This window comes from Citrobacter sp. VF227 (genome assembly GCF_052950715.1).
Genome location: NZ_JBRFVF010000002.1, coordinates 274,011 through 296,349 on the forward strand (window position 1 = coordinate 274,011; position 22,339 = coordinate 296,349).

24 protein-coding genes are annotated in these 22,339 nt (G+C 51.4%); 11 read left to right on the plus strand and 13 right to left on the minus strand.

Annotation, left to right across the window (positions count from 1 at the left end):
* Window positions 1-220: 220 nt before the first annotated feature.
* The 4 genes from ACU8YC_RS08725 to ACU8YC_RS08740 all read right to left on the minus strand — a co-directional run bounded on the left by ACU8YC_RS08725 (window position 221) and on the right by ACU8YC_RS08740 (window position 2,746).
* Window positions 221-697: a type III secretion system chaperone family protein gene (locus tag ACU8YC_RS08725; protein ID WP_151219649.1), complete on the minus strand. Its 477-nt coding sequence runs from the start codon at window positions 695-697 to the stop codon at window positions 221-223.
* Window positions 698-787: 90 nt separating this feature from the next.
* Window positions 788-1,690 (minus strand): 30S ribosomal protein S6--L-glutamate ligase, encoded by a 903-nt coding sequence (gene rimK / locus ACU8YC_RS08730; RefSeq protein ID WP_446895222.1) that lies wholly within the window; start codon window positions 1,688-1,690, stop codon window positions 788-790.
* Window positions 1,691-1,749: 59 nt separating this feature from the next.
* A complete protein-coding gene (gene nfsA / locus ACU8YC_RS08735) occupies window positions 1,750-2,472 on the minus strand; it encodes a nitroreductase NfsA (RefSeq protein WP_151219647.1) in 723 nt (240 codons plus the stop codon).
* A complete protein-coding gene (locus ACU8YC_RS08740) occupies window positions 2,456-2,746 on the minus strand; it encodes a YbjC family protein (protein WP_151219646.1) in 291 nt (96 codons plus the stop codon). The genes nfsA and ACU8YC_RS08740 overlap by 17 nt, the downstream gene beginning before the upstream one ends.
* A 172-nt stretch (window positions 2,747-2,918) precedes the next feature.
* Here ACU8YC_RS08740 and ACU8YC_RS08745 point away from each other — a divergent pair, with 172 nt between their 5' ends.
* Entirely contained in the window at window positions 2,919-3,182 is a 264-nt protein-coding gene (locus tag ACU8YC_RS08745; RefSeq protein ID WP_016152408.1) for a GrxA family glutaredoxin, read from the plus strand.
* A gap of 34 nt (window positions 3,183-3,216) precedes the next feature.
* Here the strand turns inward: ACU8YC_RS08745 and ACU8YC_RS08750 are convergent, their stop codons facing one another.
* The gene (locus ACU8YC_RS08750) at window positions 3,217-3,597 is read right to left on the minus strand and encodes an inner membrane protein YbjM (protein WP_151219645.1); all 381 of its coding nucleotides are present in this window, start codon (window positions 3,595-3,597) and stop codon (window positions 3,217-3,219) included.
* A 270-nt stretch (window positions 3,598-3,867) separates the two neighbouring features.
* On the opposite strand from ACU8YC_RS08750, the gene ACU8YC_RS08755 reads away from it, so the two are divergent.
* The 4 genes from ACU8YC_RS08755 (at window position 3,868) to ACU8YC_RS08770 (ending at window position 7,664) form a co-directional block, all read left to right on the plus strand.
* On the plus strand, window positions 3,868-5,553 hold the full coding sequence (locus ACU8YC_RS08755; protein ID WP_187252731.1) for an aspartate:alanine antiporter: 1,686 nt from the start codon (window positions 3,868-3,870) through the stop codon (window positions 5,551-5,553).
* A 458-nt stretch (window positions 5,554-6,011) separates the two neighbouring features.
* On the plus strand, window positions 6,012-6,506 hold the full coding sequence (locus ACU8YC_RS08760) for a hypothetical protein (protein WP_370618670.1): 495 nt from the start codon (window positions 6,012-6,014) through the stop codon (window positions 6,504-6,506).
* Window positions 6,507-6,618: 112 nt separating this feature from the next.
* Window positions 6,619-7,416 (plus strand): SDR family NAD(P)-dependent oxidoreductase, encoded by a 798-nt coding sequence (locus tag ACU8YC_RS08765; protein WP_446895223.1) that lies wholly within the window; start codon window positions 6,619-6,621, stop codon window positions 7,414-7,416.
* Between the two features lie 65 nt (window positions 7,417-7,481).
* Window positions 7,482-7,664: a hypothetical protein gene (locus tag ACU8YC_RS08770; RefSeq protein ID WP_414438006.1), complete on the plus strand. Its 183-nt coding sequence runs from the start codon at window positions 7,482-7,484 to the stop codon at window positions 7,662-7,664.
* Between the two features lie 80 nt (window positions 7,665-7,744).
* Here ACU8YC_RS08770 and ACU8YC_RS08775 read toward each other — a convergent pair whose 3' ends face one another.
* Window positions 7,745-8,293: a TetR/AcrR family transcriptional regulator gene (locus ACU8YC_RS08775; protein ID WP_187260204.1), complete on the minus strand. Its 549-nt coding sequence runs from the start codon at window positions 8,291-8,293 to the stop codon at window positions 7,745-7,747.
* 85 nt (window positions 8,294-8,378) lie between these two features.
* Here ACU8YC_RS08775 and ACU8YC_RS08780 point away from each other — a divergent pair, with 85 nt between their 5' ends.
* Window positions 8,379-9,587 carry an MFS transporter gene (locus ACU8YC_RS08780; protein WP_446895224.1) on the plus strand — a complete coding sequence of 403 codons (1,209 nt, stop codon included), beginning with the start codon at window positions 8,379-8,381 and terminating at the stop codon, window positions 9,585-9,587.
* Entirely contained in the window at window positions 9,587-10,402 is an 816-nt protein-coding gene (locus tag ACU8YC_RS08785; protein WP_446895225.1) for a Cof-type HAD-IIB family hydrolase, read from the plus strand. Before ACU8YC_RS08780 ends, ACU8YC_RS08785 begins: the two co-directional genes overlap by 1 nt.
* A 96-nt stretch (window positions 10,403-10,498) precedes the next feature.
* Here ACU8YC_RS08785 and ACU8YC_RS08790 read toward each other — a convergent pair whose 3' ends face one another.
* A complete protein-coding gene (locus ACU8YC_RS08790; RefSeq protein ID WP_446895226.1) occupies window positions 10,499-11,731 on the minus strand; it encodes an MdfA family multidrug efflux MFS transporter in 1,233 nt (410 codons plus the stop codon).
* A gap of 298 nt (window positions 11,732-12,029) precedes the next feature.
* Here ACU8YC_RS08790 and ybjG point away from each other — a divergent pair, with 298 nt between their 5' ends.
* Together ybjG and deoR are read left to right on the plus strand one after the other, a co-directional pair.
* Window positions 12,030-12,638 (plus strand): undecaprenyl-diphosphate phosphatase, encoded by a 609-nt coding sequence (ybjG, locus tag ACU8YC_RS08795; RefSeq protein WP_446895379.1) that lies wholly within the window; start codon window positions 12,030-12,032, stop codon window positions 12,636-12,638.
* 64 nt (window positions 12,639-12,702) lie between these two features.
* Window positions 12,703-13,461 (plus strand): DNA-binding transcriptional repressor DeoR, encoded by a 759-nt coding sequence (gene deoR / locus ACU8YC_RS08800; protein ID WP_151225005.1) that lies wholly within the window; start codon window positions 12,703-12,705, stop codon window positions 13,459-13,461.
* A 45-nt stretch (window positions 13,462-13,506) separates the two neighbouring features.
* On the opposite strand, the gene dacC is transcribed toward deoR, so the two are convergent.
* The gene (gene dacC, locus ACU8YC_RS08805; protein ID WP_151219632.1) at window positions 13,507-14,709 is read right to left on the minus strand and encodes a serine-type D-Ala-D-Ala carboxypeptidase; all 1,203 of its coding nucleotides are present in this window, start codon (window positions 14,707-14,709) and stop codon (window positions 13,507-13,509) included.
* 330 nt (window positions 14,710-15,039) lie between these two features.
* Here dacC and ACU8YC_RS08810 point away from each other — a divergent pair, with 330 nt between their 5' ends.
* Window positions 15,040-15,666 carry a glutathione S-transferase family protein gene (locus ACU8YC_RS08810; RefSeq protein WP_278238541.1) on the plus strand — a complete coding sequence of 209 codons (627 nt, stop codon included), beginning with the start codon at window positions 15,040-15,042 and terminating at the stop codon, window positions 15,664-15,666.
* Window positions 15,667-15,671: 5 nt separating this feature from the next.
* Here the strand turns inward: ACU8YC_RS08810 and ACU8YC_RS08815 are convergent, their stop codons facing one another.
* Together ACU8YC_RS08815 and bssR are read right to left on the minus strand one after the other, a co-directional pair.
* Window positions 15,672-16,769, minus strand: a complete 1,098-nt coding sequence (locus ACU8YC_RS08815; protein ID WP_210904870.1) for a PQQ-dependent sugar dehydrogenase — start codon at window positions 16,767-16,769, stop codon at window positions 15,672-15,674.
* 102 nt (window positions 16,770-16,871) lie between these two features.
* Entirely contained in the window at window positions 16,872-17,255 is a 384-nt protein-coding gene (bssR, locus tag ACU8YC_RS08820) for a biofilm formation regulator BssR (RefSeq protein ID WP_151219629.1), read from the minus strand.
* 229 nt (window positions 17,256-17,484) lie between these two features.
* Here bssR and rimO point away from each other — a divergent pair, with 229 nt between their 5' ends.
* Window positions 17,485-18,810 (plus strand): 30S ribosomal protein S12 methylthiotransferase RimO, encoded by a 1,326-nt coding sequence (gene rimO / locus ACU8YC_RS08825; RefSeq protein WP_446895227.1) that lies wholly within the window; start codon window positions 17,485-17,487, stop codon window positions 18,808-18,810.
* Between the two features lie 91 nt (window positions 18,811-18,901).
* Here the strand turns inward: rimO and gsiD are convergent, their stop codons facing one another.
* The 3 genes from gsiD to gsiB are packed head-to-tail and all read right to left on the minus strand — an operon-like array spanning window position 18,902 to window position 22,321.
* A complete protein-coding gene (gsiD, locus tag ACU8YC_RS08830) occupies window positions 18,902-19,813 on the minus strand; it encodes a glutathione ABC transporter permease GsiD (protein ID WP_446895228.1) in 912 nt (303 codons plus the stop codon).
* A 2-nt stretch (window positions 19,814-19,815) separates the two neighbouring features.
* Window positions 19,816-20,736, minus strand: coding sequence for a glutathione ABC transporter permease GsiC (gsiC, locus tag ACU8YC_RS08835; protein WP_151219626.1), 921 nt, complete (start codon window positions 20,734-20,736; stop codon window positions 19,816-19,818).
* A gap of 46 nt (window positions 20,737-20,782) precedes the next feature.
* Complete coding sequence (gsiB, locus tag ACU8YC_RS08840) at window positions 20,783-22,321, minus strand: glutathione ABC transporter substrate-binding protein GsiB (RefSeq protein ID WP_151225001.1); 1,539 nt, start codon at window positions 22,319-22,321, stop codon at window positions 20,783-20,785.
* Window positions 22,322-22,339 lie beyond the last annotated feature (18 nt).

Consider the following 22,339-nt stretch of genomic DNA (forward strand, 5'->3'; position numbering starts at 1 on the left):
CGCTTTGCAAGAATAACTTTAGCCAGGATTTGTGGATATAGCCCAGATTAAAAAACGTCTTTTATCAATTTTTTATGCAGGAATTGTCTATGACGTAAAGCGGAAGGCGTCGAACACAGGTGAATAATTCTTTAACGAAAGGTTAAATACAGAATAAAAAATGGCAATACGCAACCGCTCTGGCAGCGGCTGCGCAATATATGTCCTGATGCAGGAAGAATTAATGGAGGAAATGAACTTCAGCGCTGCTGTTTTGCCCATCTTCTTCAGCGTTAAATAACAGTTGATGCGCGCCAGCTTCGAGGATCACCATCGATATTTGTTCTTCGCTCTGGCGAATAAAATATTCAAACTGCTCAAACGTCACGCCCGGCATAACGGATAAAGACTGGCAAACCACCAGCTTTGGCAGATTATCATCCTGCATATCCAGAAAGGCTTTCACCGTTAGTGAACTGGCGTTAATCGCGGACAGATCGGCGGCCAGGGGCAGCAGAGCAGAAGGTCTGACTTCTGCCATCGCGGAAAACAGAATGACGTTATCAACCAAATCAACTTTTGCATCAAAGATGCCGTCAAAATTCTGCATGTGCGGTAAATGCAGTGCCTGACAGGTATCGCATTCAAAAAAACTCATGCCCAGGTCGTCGAGCCATTGACGCAACGTATCCAGAGTGGGAACGACCAGTGATGTCATAATAATGTGCGACCTCAATTGATGAAAAAAATACCGGCACAGCTTACGCAAAAAGCGCGTGTCATACTACGACAGCAATCGATATTGTGCTTAGCCGCCGATTTTAAGGCAAAATTCAGGAGTAGCGTGACGCTCTATCCACTGGATCATCTTGCAGGCAATGTCTATTCCGGTAGTTTTCTCCACCCCTTCCAGTCCAGGAGACGCGTTGACTTCCATGACCAGCGGCCCACGTTCAGCGCGCAGAATATCAACGCCTGCAACGTCCAGACCCATAGTCTGCGCGGCTTTGAGCGCAATTTCTCTTTCACGAAGCGTGATATTCGCAATCGTGGCGACCCCGCCACGATGGAGATTAGACCGAAAATCGCCCTCTTTCGCCCGGCGTTCAATGGCGGCCACCACCTCGTCACCCACCACAAAACAGCGAATATCTCGTCCTTTCGCTTCTTTGATATATTCCTGAACCAGGATATGGGCATTCAACCCACGAAAAGCATCCACTACGCTTTCTGCGGCCTGCCGAGTTTCCGCCAGGACCACGCCAATCCCCTGCGTGCCTTCAACGAGTTTCACCACCAGCGGCGCACCACCAACCATGTCAATCATGTCGCTGGTATCATCCGGAGAGTGAGCTATTCCGGTGATGGGCAAATCAATCCCCTGACGCGCCAGCAACTGCAGCGAACGCAGCTTATCGCGCGCCCGCGTAATCGCTACCGACTCATTCAGCGGATAGCTACCTAACATCTCAAACTGGCGCAACGCCGCCGTACCATAAAAGGTAATCGCCGAACCAATCCTTGGGATCACCGCGTCGAAATGGGGAAGCTGACGGCCCTTGTAATGAATTGAGGACGCCGCCGGGCTAATGTTCATATAGCAAGAAAGGGGATCGATAATTTCTACCAGGTGACCGCGCTGCATCGCCGCTTCGCGCAGGCGCTTACAAGAATAGAGCGTTCCGTCCCGGGACAAAATGGCAATTTTCACCCTGTACCTCTCTGAATGACCTGGTTGAAGCTGGCATATCATACACTGGGTTAAAATCTTTAGCGCGTGGCCCATCCCTGTTTATGCAAATATTCCAGGATAAAGGGGCGACTTTCTTTGATAATGGTACGGCGAATATGATCGCTCCAGGTATCGCGACGCGCATTGCTAGCACGAGTCAGATAGTACTGCGCAAGCTGCTCATCATATTGCGACAAAACCTCGCTGTTGAGTGGCTGATACTGGTTTTCGTGCACCACCAGCGACGCCGGCAGACGCGGCTTGATATCCGGGTTATCCGCAGGCCAGCCCAGGCACAAGCCAAACAACGGCAGAACATGTTGCGGAAGCTTCAGCAGTTCGGTAACCGGTTCAATATTGTTACGCAAACCGCCAATAAACACACCGCCAAGTCCCAACGATTCTGCCGCTGTTAGCGCATTTTGCGCCATCATCGCAGTATCAACCACACCCAGCAGCAGTTGTTCCGCCAGCCCAAGTTGCGCGTCAGGACAAATCTGCAGATGCCGATTAAAATCAGCGCAAAACACCCAGAACTCCGCAGCCCGCGCCACATGTTTTTGTCCGCCGGATAAGGTAGCCAGTGATTCGCGCAGGGCTTTGTCCGTGATGCGAACGATGGTCGTGCACTGCAAAAAACTTGAGCTTGACGTCCCCTGAGCGGCGGCAATGATCGCCTCTCGCTGTGCATCCGAAATAGCATCATCGGTGAAATGGCGAATGGAACGGTGGCTGCGTAATAAATCAATGGTTGGCGTCATCTCTTTTATCTCTGTCTGAACGGGAAGAATCGCCGGGGGCTTGTGACATCAGCTGCGGCGCCAGCATCTTAGCAATACGCCACGTTAATCCCACCGCGGCGGGAAGCATCAGCAGCACGCCCAGAAATATCATTACCACACAGGCTAACGGGCTGTTAAGCGGTGCGGGTAAGGAGAGGTAATCGTTAAGCGATAGCAGCGCCAGCGATAACAAAACCATCCCTATTATTTCCAGCATCAATACGCTTTTGGGTAATACACCAATTGTGCGCATAAGCGGCCTCCCGGCGAAATGGCTTTCATTATAAAACGTTCCACCTTGTCGTGTTTAACAGTTATAGCTTGAGGATATCAAAGCAACAGGCTGAACCTGCTTTCCATCCGTCACAAATCGCGGCATCATAACAAGTATTGCCATCCGGCCTGATAAGTTCGAGGAGAGAGAGATGTTTGCCGTTATTTTTGGTCGTCCGGGGTGCCCGTATTGCGTGCGCGCAAAAGAATTAGCAGAAAAATTAAGCAATGAGCATGACGATTTTAACTTCCGCTACATTGATATCCATGCCGAAGGTATTACGAAGGCCGATCTGGAAAAGACGGTAGGTAAGCCAGTTGAAACCGTACCGCAGATTTTTGTTGATCAAAAACACATCGGCGGCTGCACGGATTTTGAAGCGTGGGCAAAAGAGAACATGAATCTGTTCGCCTGATAGCTGTTTCTACGCCCTCCGCTGGAGGGCGTTATTAGTTCTTTTTCCGTCGTTGATGCTGAGTGAACAAGCTGCTGATAAACAAAAAACATAATGCGCCAAGCGCGCACCAAAACACTGCACTAAACAACCACGCCAGCTCTTGCCACAATGAACGCGTCGGCATAAAAACGAACCGCATCAGTAACAGACAGCACGGCGCCGCCAACATTGCACCAAGAAGGGGTTTGAGCACCTCCCGACGATGGGAGAAAAAGCTTGCTGCAGCACCAGGCAGGATGAAAAATAATAATCCGACCTCAGGATGCCCTGCCGCTCTGAATGCCCCTTTCACGTTCAGCGTTAACGAAAGACACACCACAATAAAGAGCACAAAGCAACAGACCGCACCCGCCCAACTTTGCTTATGTTTCAATCGTTCCTCCTGACACATTCTCTATCGAACACTCTTTTCGCCTACAGGCGTCCAGTCAGATAAAGTAACCTGGCATTCCATGCCAAAAACACACTCACACGATTCTTATAGCCGTTGATACGTAATGAGATTAAACTAGCCGCATATATTGTTACGCTGCATTATTCGGGGCTGTGTATGACGCTGTCGCCCCCTTAATTTCTGGCAAAAACATTAGCGTAAATTGCCATTTCTTTCAATAGCTTACTAGTAAACAAGAAGTTAGCCTCCGTGAATATAAACGTCGCAGATTTGTTAAATGGGAATTACATCCTGTTATTATTTGTGGTCCTGGCTCTGGGCTTATGTCTGGGTAAATTGCGCCTGGGTTCAGTCCAACTCGGTAATTCCATTGGCGTTTTAGTGGTGTCCCTATTATTAGGCCAGCAGCACTTTAGTATTAACACCGATGCATTAAATCTCGGCTTTATGCTGTTTATTTTTTGTGTCGGCGTCGAAGCCGGCCCCAACTTTTTTTCGATTTTTTTTCGCGATGGGAAAAATTATCTAATGCTTGCTCTGGTGATGGTCGGCAGCGCAATGCTGATCGCCCTGGGGCTGGGTAAGCTATTTGGCTGGGACATCGGCCTGACGGCAGGTATGCTGGCCGGCTCAATGACCTCAACGCCAGTGCTGGTCGGCGCAGGTGACACCTTGCGCCACTCGGGGATGACAGGAACACAACTGTCGACCGCTCTCGACAACCTAAGTCTCGGTTATGCGCTCACCTATTTGATTGGTCTGGTCAGCCTGATTGTCGGCGCCCGCTACCTGCCAAAACTTCAGCATCAGGATCTACAAACCAGCGCCCAACAAATCGCACGCGAACGCGGTCTGGACACCGACGCCACGCGTAAGGTTTATCTGCCGGTCATTCGCGCCTATCGCGTAGGCCCGGAGCTGGTGGCATGGGCCGATGGTAAAAATCTGCGCGAACTGGGTATTTATCGTCAGACCGGTTGTTACATTGAACGTATCCGTCGCAACGGCATCCTGGCGAATCCGGATGGTGATGCAGTGCTGCAAATGGGCGATGAGATAGCCCTGGTGGGTTATCCGGACGCACATGCCCGCCTCGATCCCAGCTTCCGTAACGGTAAAGAGGTGTTCGATCGCGATCTGCTCGATATGCGCATCGTCACTGAAGAAATTGTAGTGAAAAACCACAATGCCGTTGGTCGTCGCCTGGCCCAGTTGAAACTGACCGACCACGGTTGTTTCCTCAACCGCGTAATCCGTAGCCAGATTGAAATGCCGATTGATGACAACGTTGTACTTAATAAAGGTGACGTGCTGCAGGTCAGCGGAGATGCTCGCCGCGTGAAAACCATTGCCGATCGTATCGGCTTCATTTCGATTCACAGTCAGGTGACCGATCTGCTGGCCTTCTGCGCTTTCTTTATCATCGGTCTGATGATCGGGATGATCACCTTCCAGTTCAGTAATTTCAGCTTCGGCATCGGGAATGCGGCTGGACTGCTGTTCGCGGGGATCATGCTGGGCTTCCTGCGTGCCAACCACCCAACGTTTGGCTACATCCCACAGGGTGCGCTGAACATGGTGAAAGAGTTTGGCCTGATGGTCTTTATGGCAGGTGTCGGTTTAAGCGCGGGCAGCGGCATTGGCAATGGCCTTGGTGTCGTCGGTGGCCAAATGTTGATTGCCGGTCTGGTTGTCAGCCTGGTGCCGGTTGTCATCTGTTTCTTGTTCGGTGCTTACGTATTACGTATGAACCGTGCTCTGTTGTTTGGCGCCATGATGGGGGCACGAACCTGCGCTCCGGCAATGGAAATCATCAGCGATACGGCACGCAGCAATATCCCCGCATTAGGTTATGCCGGGACCTACGCAATCGCCAACGTGCTGCTGACATTAGCGGGGACGCTGATCGTCATTGTCTGGCCTGGCCTTGGTTAGCGCTGAAATTTACCCTTAAACGAAAAATTTTTGCAGTTAAGCAGAACTTTTCTTCAAGGCGTCAGTCATAACTATTGCCACTGCTTTTCTTTGATGTCCCCAATTTGTGGAGCCCATCAACCCCGCCGTTTTGGTTCAAGGTTGATGGGTTTTTTGTTGCCTGAAATTCAAACCCATCTAACGAATGACTGTTACTGTACTGCCTCAGGGGAGTCATAGCCCAATCTGTACGATCAGTTGGTCCATATTTGCTGACATTTGTCGACTTCTCTCTCTGCGAGCGCCACGAGGCAACGATTCCCCCGCAATTTTTGCAGCGCGTATTGCATTGTTTCTTTAGTTGGATGCTTGGGCCTAATTTTAAAGATCTCTACATAGATTCTTTTTAGGTGTTGTGTCCTCTTATGTCGTTGTATAGTCTTTCGTACATAAATATAAAAGTGACTCAGGACAGTTTGATGACTTTCAGTAACGAAACTATTTTGGCTTGCCAGATCACAGCAGCAATTTTTATGGGGTGGGATTACTTCATGCCTAAGTCTCATAGAAAACTTCTAAACAGGAAGTTAAGAGAGTATTTTTCAGGTGTGCAGAGTAATGTTGATAACGATATCGGGAAGACTGTTGAATACATTATCGTTGGTATAAGACCTATCCTGCTATCATTATCAATGGTTGTCATCGGCGTAATCCTAATGCGTATTGGCATCAAAAACCCTATTCTATCCCCTTGGTTTTTCTTACTTTTAAATCTAGGAGCTTTAACAATTTTTTGTATCGGCTTTAATTATCTTTTAGGTGTATTTGTAAAAATCATTACCCCTCTGGGCTTAGGCGGTATATTCAGAATCACCACAACTTTCCTGTTAAATACTGAAAAAGGACCAGTGGCAGGTGTAGGTTTTCTAGCCTTAGTTATCTCATTCATCATGAGATACTTTAATTTAAAATAGTTATATCAGGATTCTGTAGTATAAATTCTAAGTTCAGTTATCTGAGACTAAATTTGCAGCATGCCCGTTATGGCACATACTTTACTCGGTGCTAAATGGTGATGGGGTTGCTATGTTACTCTCAGGCAAAGTCGCAGTGATCTTCGGTGGCAGCGGCGCTATTGGTAATGCGGTTGCGCAGGCGATGACGCGCGAAGGCGCCCATGTGTATCTGGGCGCGCGCCGTCAGGAAAAGCTGGATTGGACCGCCAGTGGCATCCGAACGGCGGGTGGTACAGTCGAAACCTTTATCACCGATGTACTCGACGAGCACAACGCATCGAAGGAAGTTACCCGCCTTGTACAGCAAACCGGTGGAATAGATGTGGTGGTTAACGCAACGGGATTTATGCACGAACAGGGCAAGCGCATCGATGCATTATCCCTCTCTGAGTTTATGAGCGGTATCACCCCTTTTCTTGCGGCGCAGTTCAATATCGCAAAAGCCGTAACGCCGCACATGGGCGGCAATCGAGCAGGCGTTATTCTCACCATCGTTGCGCCCGCAGCCCCGATGGCGATGCCCGGGCATCTCGGCCATATCGTCGGCTGTGCAGGAACAGAGGCTTTTATTAAGGCGCTCGCCAGCGAGACGGGACCAATAAACATTCGTGTCGTCGGCGTGCGGTCGCATGCGATTGTGGATGCTGTAGCGGCTGGCTCCTATACCGGAGAAATTTTCACCGCTAAAGCACAGTCAATGGGTTTAACCGTCGATCAATGGTTAGGGGGGGCGGCGCAAAGTACCATGCTCGCGCGCCTGCCTACGCTTGCACAAATCGCTGAGGTTACAACCTTTCTCGCTTCAGACCATGCCAGCGCCATGACCGCCACAGTGGTGAATATTACCGGGGGCGCCACCGTAAGCTAATTTACCCGCTTTTCACGCCATGCGCTGCTATCGATTACTGGCAGCAGCGTGGCTATACGCCCAATATCAGTTTTCGCAGCAACTCTTTTGAAGCAATAAGAAGTCTGGTTGCAAAAGGCAGAGGGATAACCATTTTATCCGACCTGGTGTATCGCCCGTGGTCACTGGATGGTCTGCGCGTCATGCACAGAACGATTGATGATTTTATTACTTATATGGATATCGGGACGGTAAAAAAAGCCGCCTGACCGTTGACGCCAGAGGCGGTAAAAGTCATTGATTTTTTATGTCAGGCCGTTACCCGCCTCGACAAACCATTTTGAGGATTTTATCTCTGCGGCAATTCGGCAATACGCTCCACCATCATCAGAATATCTTCTCGCTGCAGCGGTTTTTTGTCCGTGACAAAATGCAGCGTCATCCCCTCGATAAACGCATCCAGCGCCCGCGCGGTAATCGGTTCGAACCACTGCTCCAGCGTTTGTTGGCTGCGCAGCATCCAGTTTTGCATCACCGTTTTCAGTGCCGGTTTACGACAGGCAAATGCGTACAGTTGGTACATGAGTTCCATATTATCGGGCGTTGTGACCTGGGAGCTGTAAATCATATCGGTAATGGCATGGCAGGCCGCCTGCGCATCAGCGACATCGGCAAAAAAAGCTTGATACTGATGAGACATCGTATGCGTAAAACAGCTGAATGCCTCCATCAGCAGCTCATCTATTCCCGCAAAATAATAGGTCATTGAGCCCAGAGGCACCTCGGCAATCATAGCGATTTTACGGTGTGTAACCCCATGAATACCATGGATTACTACCGCTTTAAGGGTGGCCTGAACTATTTTTTCCCGCCGCTGCGGATCGTTCGCACGTCGCACTGCATTACCTCTTCTTGCGTTTGTGTACAAATGTACACAACCTTGCTAATGTTGTCTTCTTTCCTCTTTTCTTTGGCTCGAATTCATGACTGGCATCTCATCACGCAAAGCCTTAAGACGTCGCACCTGGGCGCTGTTCACGTTCTTCTTTTTACCAGGATTATTAATGGCCTCCTGGGCAACGCGTACCCCTGCCATCAGAGATATTCTCTCCATCTCTACCGCCGAAATGGGCGCGGTGCTGTTTGGACTCTCTATTGGTTCGATGAGTGGCATTCTTTGTTCGGCCTGGCTGGTGAAACGATTTGGCACGCGCAAAGTGATCCGCACTACCATGTCATGTGCGGTCATTGGGATGGCTATCCTCAGCGTGGCGCTCTGGCTGCATTCCGCCTGGCTTTTCGCATTTGGTCTGGCCGTGTTTGGCGCCAGTTTTGGCGCAGCAGAAGTGGCCATCAACGTCGAAGGTGCGGCGGTTGAACGCGAAATGAATAAAACCGTGCTGCCGATGATGCATGGTTTTTACAGCCTGGGAACGCTGGCGGGCGCAGGAGTCGGGATGATGCTTACCGCCTTTAGCGTCCCGGCAAACGCGCATATTCTGCTGGCGGCGCTGGTAGCTATCACTCCTATCTTTATCGCCATCAAAGCGATTCCTGACGGCACGGGTAAAAATGCCGCTGATGGTTCTCCCTCCGGTGAAAAAGGACTGCCTTTTTATCGCGATATCCAGTTATTGCTGATTGGCGTCGTGGTGCTCGCAATGGCATTTGCTGAAGGTTCCGCCAACGACTGGCTTCCACTGCTGATGGTGGACGGACACGGGTTTAGCCCGACATCAGGCTCGCTTATTTATGCCGGATTTACGCTGGGCATGACCGTTGGCCGATTTACCGGCGGCTGGTTCATCGACCGTTACAGCCGCGTCACGGTGGTACGCGCCAGTGCGCTAATGGGCGCACTCGGGATTAGCCTGATTATTTTTGTCGACAGTACATGGGTGGCCGGAGTTTCCGTTATTCTGTGGGGGCTCGGCGCGTCGCTCGGCTTCCCACTGACCATTTCGGCTGCCAGCGACACTGGCCCTGATGCGCCAACCCGCGTCAGCGTTGTCGCAACCACCGGCTATCTGGCGTTCCTGGTTGGACCGCCGCTGCTGGGATACCTTGGTGAACACTACGGCCTGCGCAGCGCTATGTTGGTGGTGCTGACGCTGGTACTTGTTGCCGCCATCGTCGCAAAAGCGGTGGCGAAACCCGATCTCAAAAATACCACTGTGATGGAGAACAGCTAATGGCTATTAAGTTAATTGCGGTCGACATGGACGGCACATTTTTAAGCGATCAAAAAACCTATAATCGTGAACGGTTTATGGCGCAATACCGCCAGATGAAAGAACAAGGCATCCGCTTTGTGGTCGCCAGCGGCAACCAGTATTACCAGCTCATCTCCTTTTTCCCCGAGCTGGCCAGTGAAATCTCCTTTGTTGCCGAAAACGGCGGTTGGGTGGTCAGTGAAGGGGAAGATGTCTTTAACGGCGAACTGGCAAAAGACGATTTTCAGGCCATCGTGGAACATCTGCTGACACGTACGGACATTGATATTATCGCCTGCGGTAAAAGCAGCGCTTATACGCTGAAGCAGTACAGCGATGAACATAACGCTGTTTCCGCCATGTACTATCATCGTCTTGAATTTGTCGATAACTTCGACAACATCAATGATGTATTCTTCAAATTTGGCCTGAATATCTCCGACGATCGCATTCCACAGGTGCAGGCAGATCTTCATGAGGCGATTGGCGACATTATGGTTCCGGTACATACCGGCTACGGCAGCATCGATTTAATTATTCCCGGCGTGCATAAAGCAAACGGTCTGCGTCTGCTGCAACAACGCTGGAATATTACCGACGATGAGGTTGTCGTGTTTGGCGATGGCGGAAATGATATCGAGATGCTGCGCCAGGCAGGGTTTAGTTTTGCAATGGCGAACGCCCATGAACCGGTTATCCAGGCGGCGAAATATCGCGCGGGATCGAACAACGAAGAGGGCGTCCTGGATATTATCGACCGCGTGTTAAAGCATGAAGCACCGTTTACGCATTAACGCCTCAGCACAGACGGCAACAAAATGATGGCATGATCATCGAACATCAGATTGACGATCACCACTAAGTTTCTGCCAGGCCCGGACAACCGGGCTTTAGCCTTCCTGGGAATCCCCTACCCATTTATCTTTCAGGAAGATAACCATCAGAATCAGCCATAGCACGCCGCTTGCCAGATTGAACAGGCTGAACAAGCCGTTGCCTCCCAACAGATAAGCGTGTTTACTTAGTTCAATACCGACGGTAAAAATCAGCATCTGCAGCATGCCCATGGCGGCAGAAACTGTTCCTTTACTCATTTCACTGGCAAACAACGTCAGACGGACCAGCCCCGCATTCGCCACGCCAATACCAAATGCATAGATGCTCAAACCCGCCGTCATCCAAAGATATGCATGGGATGACACCACCGTGGCCGCAGCGGCAATAATCAGCCCGACAGCGATTGGCCAGCCACCCATAATAATCAGCGAACGCACCGTTTTTCGCGAGGTCAAACGAGCCAGCACCAGGTTACCGGCAATCAGCGCACCAAAAATCGGCACCTGCAACAGACCATATTCGTAACTGCTGAGGTGTTCACCGCTAATGATAATAATTGGGGATTGCGCAATCCAGGCCAATAACGGCAGACTGACAAAACCCAGTGCCAGCGCACCTGCAACAAAACGTACGTTTCTGAGCACCAGTTTATAATCTTTACCCAGCTCTTTAATGGACAGCTTTTCGCCCATCCGGGTTGCTGTTTCCGGCATCGCACGTTGCAAACCAAAAAAGGAGATGGTCGCAAGAGCTGCAAACAGGATAAACATGCCTTCCCACGGCAGAACATGCACCCAGGCTGCGCCAACTAATGGTCCCAGCAGCGGTGCAATTAGCGCCACGTTTGCCATCAGCGCGGTAATTTTTATGCAGACCGCTTCTTCAAACGACTCCTGTATGGCGGCGTAGCCCACTGCGCCAATGAAGCACAGGCTTATCCCTTGTAAAAAACGCAGGAAAGTAAACTGTTCAATATTCTGCGCAAGCAGGGTCGCAAAGCAGGTCACAATGAACCAGAGCACGCCGGTTAGCATCACCGGACGACGCCCAACACGATCCGATAGCGGTCCTAACAGCCACTGTAAAAACATGCCGCCAGCCAGATAGGCGGTCATGGATGTGGGTACCCAATCTAATCCTGCATTGTATTGCTCCACCACCGCCAACATTCCAGGCTGGATCATATCGTTGCCGATATAAGTAGAGAATTCGTAAAGCACCAGACAGAGAGGGAAAAGTAATGCCTGACGCCCCAAACGGGCGCCTGAAGATAAACGGTTCTGCATGCAGTCTCTTAGCTATAGAAAAATCGCGCAAAGTGTAATAAATGCGCCGTACTGGTGATAGTGAATTATGTGTTTTGAAAGCAAAATGCGCACATTTTTACATTCATTTGCTCAAGAAGATTTTGCTTTAAGGTTAATTTAAGTTGTGGTCGCTATCATGCTCAATAAGTCTCATTAATTGTCTCAAAAATAGTCATTTAGCAGACAAATAAGACAAGACCGCTTTTTATCCCGTGAAAGCAATTTTATGCTCTCGCTCCCATGGGCCTTTTTAACCATTACGCTGAGTCTGGACGTTATGCTGGAAAATCTGAACAACTCACTTTTTTATCTCATCAATGCCACGCCGGACTCTGCACAATGGATGATATCGCTTGCCATTTTCATTGCCAAAGATCTGATTAACATCGTACCGCTGTTAGCCGTTGTGCTCTGGCTTTGGGGGCCTCGCGCCCAGGTTACCCTCCAGCGTCAGTTGGTCATAAAAATGGCGATTGCGCTGGCGGTCGGCCTGACTATTTCCTGGCTGATGGGACATCTGTTCCCTCACGATCGCCCGTTTGTAAACCACATCGGTTACAACTTCCTGCATCATGCGGCAGATGACTCTTTCCCGAGCGATCATGGTACGGTTATCTTTACTTTTGCACTGGCTTTCCTGTTCTGGCATCGCCTGTGGACGGGCGCTCTACTGATGGTCATTGCCGTGGCGATTGCCTGGTCGCGAGTTTACCTTGGCGTACACTGGCCGCTGGATATGCTGGGAGGCTTACTTGCCGGACTGATCGGTTGCCTGAGCGCCCAGATGATCTGGCAACGGTTTGGCGAAACCCTGTACCTCGGTTTGCAGAATTGCTATCGCATCTGTTTCGCGTTACCTATCCGTAAAGGCTGGGTGCGTGACTAACCCACGGTAAAAAGAGTAGTATTAAGCGCGGCACTGAGCACTTATTCTACTCTCCAGGGGAACTATGGAAACTCGACGCGACGAGCGTATTGGTCAATTACTGCAGGCGCTGAAACGCAGCGATAAACTACATCTAAAAGAAGCCGCGACGCTGCTGGGCGTATCTGAGATGACCATTCGTCGCGATCTGAATAATAACGACGCTCCCGTCGTACTACTCGGGGGCTATATTGTTCTGGAACCCCGCAGCGCAAATCACTATTTAATCAGCGATCAAAAATCCCGGCTGGTTGATGAAAAACGCCGCGCCGCTCAGTTGGCCGCAAGCCTCGTGCAGGCGCACCAGACCCTCTTTTTCGACTGTGGTACCACCACGCCGTGGATCATTGAAGCTATCGACAATGAATTGCCTTTTACCGCAATCTGCTACTCGCTAAATACATTTCTGGTGCTGCAGGAAAAGCCGCAGTGCCGAGTCATTCTGTGTGGTGGCGAATTCCATGCCAGCAACGCCATTTTTAAACCGCTTGATTTCCAGGAAACGCTAAATAACCTGTGTCCGGATATCGCTTTTTATTCCGCTGCGGGCGTTCACATTGAGAAAGGCGCGACCTGTTTTAACCTGGAAGAGCTGCCGGTGAAACATTGGGCGATGTCGATGGCGCAGCATCACGTTCTGGTGGTCGATCACAGTAAGTTTGGTAAGGTGCGTCCGGCGAGGATGGGTGAGGTAAAACGTTTCGATACCATCATCAGCGACAGCCGCCCTGATGATGACTTTGTTGAGTACGCTAAAGCGCAACGTATAAAGCTGATGTATTAAAAGATAATGCCGGATGGCGATAGCGTCATCCGGCAATCGGTGTGATTAAGAGAACCAGCCGCCAAACCACTGGTGGAATTTCATCATCACAAAATCCCACATACGGCTAAAGAAACCACCCTCTTGCACATCTTCCATCACCATCAACGGGCGCTGCTCGATGGATTTCCCGTTCAACTGGAAGTCGATAGTCCCCACAACCTGGCCTTTCTTCAGCGGCGCAGTTAACTGGGGTTCGGTCAGGGTAAAGCTGGCCTTCAGGTTTTTGAGCTGACCACGCGGGATGGTCACTGAACCACCTTCCCCTGCGCCCAAATTCACTTCGCTCTTGTCACCAAACCAGACGCGCTGAGTCACGAAAGTGGCATCCGGCTTAATCGGCGTGACGGTTTCAAAGAAGCGGAAACCCCAGGTCAGCAGCTTTTCTGACTCATTAAATCGGATGCGGTCAGTTTTCGCCCCTAACACCACGGAGATCAGGCGCATATCGCCTTGAGTCGCGGAAGCGACCAGGTTGTACCCCGCCCCGGCCGTAGTACCCGTTTTCATACCGTCCACATTCAGGTTGGTGCTCCACAACAGACGGTTACGGTTCGGCTGGCGGATTTTATTAAAGGTGAATTCTTTCTCTTTGTGGATAGCATATTCTTCCGGTACATCGTGGATTAACGCCTTCCCGAGCAGCGCCATATCACGTGCGGTACTGAATTGTCCTGCCGCATCCAGGCCATGCACCGTCTGGAAAGTGGTGTTGGTCAGCCCCAGTTTTTTCGCGTAGCCGTTCATCAGACCGATGAACGATTCCTGACTGCCGGCAACATAATCAGCCAGCGCGATACAGGCATCGTTACCAGACTGAATGATAACGCCTTTGTTTAGATCGGACACCGCAACCTGATCGCCGGGTTTAAGGAACATGACCGAAGAACCGCGCAGAGCCGGATTACCGGTAGCCCAGGCGTCTTTACCCACAGTGACCATATCGTTGAGGTTAATTTTCCCAGCCTTCAGCGCCTGACCGACTACATAGCTGGTCATGATTTTGGTCAGACTGGCAGGATCCAGTTTCTCATCAGCATTACCTTCCGCCAGCACCTTACCGCTGGCGTAATCCATCAGGATCCAGGCTCGCGCATCCACGCTCGGTGGGGCCGTTGGTTGCTCCGCCGCCTGTACGGTCGGTGCCAAAAGGATTAAGAGTGCAGAACCTGCAGCTAGGCTGCGAAGTGAAGAGAAGTATTGCGTCATAAATGCCACCCGAGTATCCATTCCAAAAAAACCACGTCATACCACACCGTGTTTACACAAATCCGACCAAGCGACCTCGGCCAACCCATGCAGAAAAGGACTGATGGATGACGTGTAACAATAAGTGCGGTGAGTAATAACGCACTAACGAGCTTAAAGAAACCGTAAGTTGGTAAAGTTTTTAAAGTTTATGCAATATCGCCGCGCTGCGCTGCCTCTGGCACGATTTTTTTAGACTTTGTTGCGTAAATATTAGGTTTACCCCACCATGTGAGCGAGCCAGACGACATTTGCAGCCATAAAGCTGCTCAATTTATTTGCGGGGTTACTATGATTACATTGTGGGGTCGCAATAACTCGACCAACGTAAAAAAAGTATTGTGGACGCTCGAAGAACTGGAACTGCCGTATAACCAAATTCTGGCGGGTGGACAGCATGGCGGTAACCACGATGCCGACTATCTGGCTCTGAACCCAAACGGACTGGTCCCGCTGCTACGCGATGATGAAACGGATGTTGTATTGTGGGAATCCAATACCATTGTTCGCTATCTGGCGGCTCAGTATGGACAAAATCGTTTGTGGATTGACGCCCCGGCCACGCGCGCCGTCGCTGAAAAATGGATGGACTGGGCGAACCAGACGCTGAGTCCTGCGCATCGGGTTATCTTATTTGGTTTGGTCAGAACGCCGGCGGAGAAACGCGACATGGCGGCCATTGAGGCCGGAGCGAAGGTATGCGATAACCTGTTTGCCATACTGGACAACGCGCTGGCGGACCAGCCATGGTTCTCCGGAGCTGAATTTGGCACTGCCGATATCGCCGTTGCGCCGTTCATCTATAATCTGTACAACGTTGGCCTGAGCTGGACCCCGCGCCCGCATCTGGAACGCTGGTATCAACAACTGACCGAGCGCCCGGCGTTTCAAAAAATCGTGATGATCCCGGTCAGCTAACTCAATCAGGGACTCACTTTTAGTAATTCCCCGTCGGACTCGTCGGTTAACACGTACAAATAACCGTCTGGTCCGACGCGCACATCACGGATCCTTTGCCCCCTTTCCTGCAACAGACGCTCCTCTTCGGCGACGGTATTCCCTTTAACGCTCAGTACGATCACCGCTTTCTCTTTCAACGCACCGACGAACAACTTCTGCCGCCATTGCGGGAAAGTATCGCTATTATAAAAAGCCATTCCGCTGACCGCAGGTGACTTTTCCCAGTAAAAGATAGGTTGCTCCGTACCCGCAACAATTTGGCCTTTTGCTTCAGGAATTTTAAGCCCACTGTAGTTAACGCCCCAGGTCGCGAGCGGCCAGCCGTAGTTTTTCCCTTTCTCCGGGATATTGATTTCATCGCCTCCGCGTGGACCATGCTCATTGAGCCACAACACATCACTCCACGGATTCATCGCCATCCCCTGCGGGTTGCGGATGCCATACGACCAAATCTCTGCCCGCGCTCCCGCCATATTCACAAACGGATTATCCGGTGGAATTTTGCCCTCATCGGTCAGCCGTACGACCTTGCCCTGCAGCTTATCCAAATCCTGAGCTGTTGAACGTTGGTTATTCTCACCGAGGCCAATAAACAGATAGCCGTTGCCATCAAACACCATACGTCCACCAAAATGGTTTCCGGTAGAGAGCTTTGGCTGTTGGCGAAAAACGGTCTGAAACCCTTGCAGATGTTTGAGATCGTCGCTCAGTCTTGCGAAACCTACCGCCGTGCCGGCTTTACCTTCACTATCGGCTTCCGCGAAGCTTAGCCACACCCGGCGGGATTGGGTAAAATCCGGGGCCAACGCCACATCAAGCAGTCCCCCCTGCCCCTCCGCCCAGACTTTGGGGACACCAGTCAGCGGGTCGGAAAGCCCCTTCCCAGACTGCCAGAGTCGAAGCTGACCGCCTTTAAGCGTAATGAGCATACCGCGATTATCGGGTAAAAAAGCCAGCGACCACGGGTGATCGAGTTTGGTTTGCAGTACTTCCACTTTTACCGCGGCGGCATAAGAGGAAAACAGCGCAAGTGGAATAGCACAGAGCAAGAATCGACGCATAACACCTCCTTAATGGCTCTGCATAAAGCGTAGCCAGCAAGGGGAATTATCCCGTCATATTTACATAATCTTAACGAAAAGGGGGAGCGCCCTCCCCCTGATTCAGACGAGTTCCAGCGTTGGGTAAGATTCTAAACTCTGGATACTCAGCGTCAGCGTTGTCAGGCAGTTTTCCAGTTTCTCTGCGTTAACGGCGATAAACGTTGGACAATCGTGATGTCCACTCATCAGACAAACAGCAGCGGCGGCTAACGCCCCTTCAGCACGATGAAGGGCATTCCACTCTTCCTGATCAAGATGCATACCGTGAAGCTGTGATTGCTCGTGCAATTCGCGATTCAGTGCAAAAAAATTATCACGCAGACGATCGCTCTCGCTGACTGACATGTAGCCTTTCGCTTTTCTCAACAGCAGATAAGCGGCAAGTTCGATACGGGCATTTATCAATTTGTTGAGAAGATCGGTTCTCAGTCTGTCAACAACCATACTTTGTTCCTCCTCTTTCCAACTATGGTGCAACTTAATAGTATGGTTAATTTTTAAACAAAGTCGTGTCCAGGATCAATCCATCACTTAAAATTAACATAATTTACAAATAATCTTTAATTCCAGGCCGGGCAGGCCGCTGATGGAATGAGATTGCGATACAATTTTTGTTCAGAACTCTGTAGAATCCCTGCCCTGAATATTCCAATAACTGAACACTTTTTACGCTATGAGCAATGTAACCCACCAGCCGAAAATCGGCTTTGTCTCCCTCGGCTGCCCGAAAAACCTTGTCGATTCTGAGCGCATCCTGACCGAACTTCGTACCGAAGGCTATGATGTCGTGCCAAGCTACGACGACGCGGATATGGTCATCGTTAACACCTGCGGCTTTATCGACAGCGCAGTCCAGGAGTCTCTGGAAGCGATTGGCGAAGCGCTGAACGAAAACGGCAAGGTGATCGTCACCGGCTGTCTGGGCGCAAAAGTCGATCAGATCCGTGAAGTCCACCCGAAGGTGCTGGAAATCACCGGGCCGCATAGCTACGAGCAGGTTCTGGAGCACGTACACCATTACGTGCCCAAACCAAAGCATAATCCGTTCCTGAGCCTGGTTCCTGAACAGGGCGTCAAGCTAACACCGCGCCATTATGCCTATCTGAAGATATCTGAAGGCTGTAACCACCGCTGCACCTTCTGCATTATTCCGTCGATGCGTGGCGATCTGGTGAGTCGTCCGATTGGCGATGTTCTCAGCGAAGCTAAACGTCTGGTCGATGCGGGCGTTAAAGAAATTTTAGTGATTTCTCAGGATACCTCCGCTTACGGTGTGGATGTGAAACATCGTACCGGTTTCCATAACGGCGAGCCAGTCAAAACCAGCATGGTTGATCTTTGCGAGCAGTTATCAAAACTGGGGATCTGGACGCGTCTGCATTATGTTTACCCGTACCCACACGTTGATGATGTGATCCCACTGATGGCGCAAGGGAAAATCCTGCCGTATCTGGACATCCCGCTGCAGCATGCCAGCCCGCGTATTCTCAAGCTGATGAAACGCCCAGGCTCCGTGGACAGACAGCTGGCGCGCATCAAACAGTGGCGTGAAATCTGTCCTGAGCTGACGTTGCGTTCAACCTTTATTGTCGGCTTCCCGGGCGAAACGGAAGAGGACTTCCAGATGCTGCTCGACTTCCTGAAGGAAGCGCGTCTGGACCGCGTGGGCTGCTTTAAATACAGCCCGGTAGAGGGTGCAGGAGCCAATGAGCTGCCGGATCAAGTCCCGGAAGAGGTGAAAGAAGAACGCTGGAACCGCTTTATGCAGTTGCAACAGCAGATCTCTGCTGAGCGTTTGCAGGAGAAAGTGGGCCACGAAATTCTGGTCATCGTGGACGAAGTTGACGAAGAAGGCGCGATTGGTCGCAGCATGGCTGATGCCCCGGAAATCGACGGCGCGGTATACCTGAATGGCGAAACAAGGGTGAAGCCTGGCGATATCGTTCGCGTGAAAGTCGAAAACGCAGATGAATACGATCTGTGGGGTTCACGCGTTTAATAAGCGTAACTCAACCGTAGGCCGGATAAGGCGTTACGCCGCATCCGGCAACGCCTGATGACGACGCTAGCGCGTCTTATCAGGCCTGAATTTATCCTTTTATCTTCGGGTCCAGCGCGTCGCGAAGGCCATCGCCCAACAAATTAAACGCCAGCACCGTCAGAAATATCGCCACCGCCGGAAAAATCGCCACGTGCGGCGCGATCACCATATCCGCCCGTGCTTCATTGAGCATAGCCCCCCACTCCGGGGTCGGCGGCTGTGCGCCCAATCCCAGAAATGACAGGCTTGCGGCAGAAATAATCGACGTGCCGATTCGCATGGTAAAAAAGACCACGATCGATGAAACCGTCCCCGGCAAGATATGGTTAAAAATGATGGTCGCATCGCTGGCACCAATACTGCGCGCAGATTCAATAAACGTCTGCTGCTTCAGCACCAGCGTATTTCCGCGCACCAGGCGCGCGAAGGCAGGAATGGAGAAAATGGCCACGGCAATAATCACGTTCGCAATGCCGCTGCCCAGCACGGCGACCACGGCTATCGCCAGCAGAATGCCGGGAAAGGCGAACAGCACATCGCAGATACGCATAATCAGCCGATCCCACCAGCCCTCGTAGTATCCCGCCAGCAGACCCAGCACCGTGCCAATCGCCGCGCCAATAAATACGGCAAAGACCCCCGCCGCCAGCGAGATTTGCGCGCCAACCAGCACGCGGCTAAAAATATCCCGCCCCAGCGAGTCAACGCCAAACCAATGCAGCATTGAGGGGCCATCATTTAATCGGTCATAATCGAAGTAGTTCTCGGCATCGAATGGCGTCAACCAGCGAGCAAAAACCGCCACCGCGATCAGGACCAGGACAAATACACCCGCAATCATCGCCATGCGCTGACGGCAAAAACGACGCCAGAACTCATGCCACGGCGTGCGTATCTGCTCTGGCTTAACAAGAGGCATTGCATTTAAAATCGCCTGTCGGCGCCAGTTAAAAAATCGCATCCTTACTTGTACCTGATAGCCGGATTAATGGCGGCGTAAAGCACATCCACCACTAAGTTAATAAGAATAAACTCCAGAGAAAACAACAACACCTCGGCCTGAATCACCGGGTAGTCACGCATTTCGACTGAGTCCACCAACAGTCGCCCAAGACCAGGCCAGTTGAACACCTTCTCAACTACAATAGAACCGCCAAGCAAAAAGCCAAACTGTAGCCCCATCATGGTGACCACTGGGATCATCGCATTACGCAAACCATGTTTTAATACCACCCAGGTTTCACTCACCCCTTTGGCCCGCGCGGTACGCATATAGTCTTCACCGAGCACATCGACGAACGATGCGCGAGTAAACCGGGCTAACACCGCGGCCACCGCCGCACCCAGCGTAATTGACGGAAGGATATAGTGCAGCCAGGTGTCAGCGCCAACGGTTGGCAACCACCCAAGCTCAACGGAGAATATCTGCATGAGCAGCATACCGAGCGCAAAAGCCGGAAAAGAGATCCCGGTGACCGCCAGCGTCATACTCAATCTGTCCGGCCAGCGATTGCGCCATACCGCAGCGATAATCCCTGCCGTCATGCCAAATAACACCGCCCACGCCATACTGGCAATGGTCAGCCATAGCGACGGCATAAAACGACTGGCTATCTCTTCTGCAACCGGGCGACGAGAAACCATCGAGATCCCGAAGTCACCTTGCAACACGTTGGTCATGTAATGCCAGAACTGAATATGCAGCGGCTGGTCCAGACCCAACTGCGTACGCACCAGTTCAATCACCTCGGCGTCGGCTTCCGGCCCGGCAATCAACCGGGCCGGATCGCCGGGTAGCAGGTGAACAAATAAAAACACCAGCACCGCAACAATCAACAGCGTTGGAATCAACCCCAGCAGGCGCTTGAAAACATAGTTAAGCATCACGCTCCCTTCGCCGGCCCCTGGTTTGCGGGGCCGAATGAATCGCTTATTTTAAATCCGCATCATCAAAGCTAAATCCGGTATCCGGCATGATCCAGAACCCGGTCAGTCTGGTGCTGTGCGCCGAAATCAGTTTTTCCACAACCAGCGGGATCCACGGCGACTCTTTCCAGATGATATCCTGCGCATCCTTGTACAGCTTCGCTTTCTGCGCTGGATCGTTGGTTTGCAATGCCGCCGCTAAATCACTGTCCACCTGTTTATTGCTGTAGAATGCCGTATTAAACAGCGTTGGCGGCCAGTTTTGTGATGCAAACAGCGGTGACAGCGCCCAGTCCGCTTCCCCGGTAGAGGCAGACCAGCCGGTGTAGAACATCCGCACCCCGCTCTCTTTCTGCGCTTTACCCTCGACTTCCGCGGCGCGCTGACCAGCATCCATCGCCGTCACCTGTGCCTTAATACCCACCTGCGCCAGCTGCTGCTGGGTAAATTGCAGTACTTTCTGCGCGGTACTGTGGTTATGCGAAGACCACAGCGTGGTAGTAAAACCGTTCGGATAACCCGCTTCTTTCAGCAGCTCGCGCGCTTTCGCCGGATCGTATGGCCATGGCGTATAACTTTGCGCGTAAGCTATCGATGGCGGAAGAACGCCCGTTGCCGGCGTCGCGTAACCGGCAAACGCCACTTTCACCAGCGCCTGACGGTTGATGGCATAATTCAGCGCCTCACGCACCTTCGGGTTATCGAACGGTTTTTGCGTGACGTTCATGCTGATATAACGCTGCATGATAGACGGACTCGCCACCAGTTCCAGGTTTTTGTTCTTCGCCAGTAACGCCGCCTGCTCGTAAGGGATCGGGAAGGCAAACTGGGCTTCCCCGGTCTGTAGCATGGCCGCGCGCGTGTTGTTGTCGGTCACCGGACGCCAGGTAATCGTGTCCAGCTTTGGCAGCCCTTGCTGCCAGTAACCCGCGAACTTCTTAACCCTCACAAAATCCGTCTGATTCCAGGTATCAAGTTGATATGGCCCGGTGCCGACAGGGTGGAAACCAATCTCCTTGCCATATTTCTCCAACGCGGCGGGAGAAATCATCGCCGTTGCCGGGTGCGCCAGGATATTGATAAATGCAGAGAACGGCTGCTTCAGCGTAATCTTCACCGTTGACGGATCGACAACCTCGGTTTTATCGATATTCTTATACAGGTTGTAGCGTTTCAGACGATTCTCCGGATTGCTGGCCCGGTCGAGGTTAGCTTTAACTGCCTCGGCGTTGAAGTCGGTGCCATCCTGAAATTTCACGCCCTGACGCAGCTTAAGAGTGTAAGTCAGGCCATCATCAGAAACCGTATAGCTCTCCGCCAGCACATTTTTCAGCTTCATCTCTTTATCAAGGCCAAACAGTCCCTGATAAAACGACTTCGCTACTGCCTGCGACAACGTGTCGTTCGCGTCATAGGGGTCGAGCGTGGTGAAATTGGATCCTACCGCCACCACCACGTCTTTGGCGGCCCAGCCAGGCGATGCGGCCAGCGCAGAGGCCACTCCCACAGCAACCAGCCATTTCCGAGCAACAATTTTTGTCATGTTATTCTCCTTAAACCC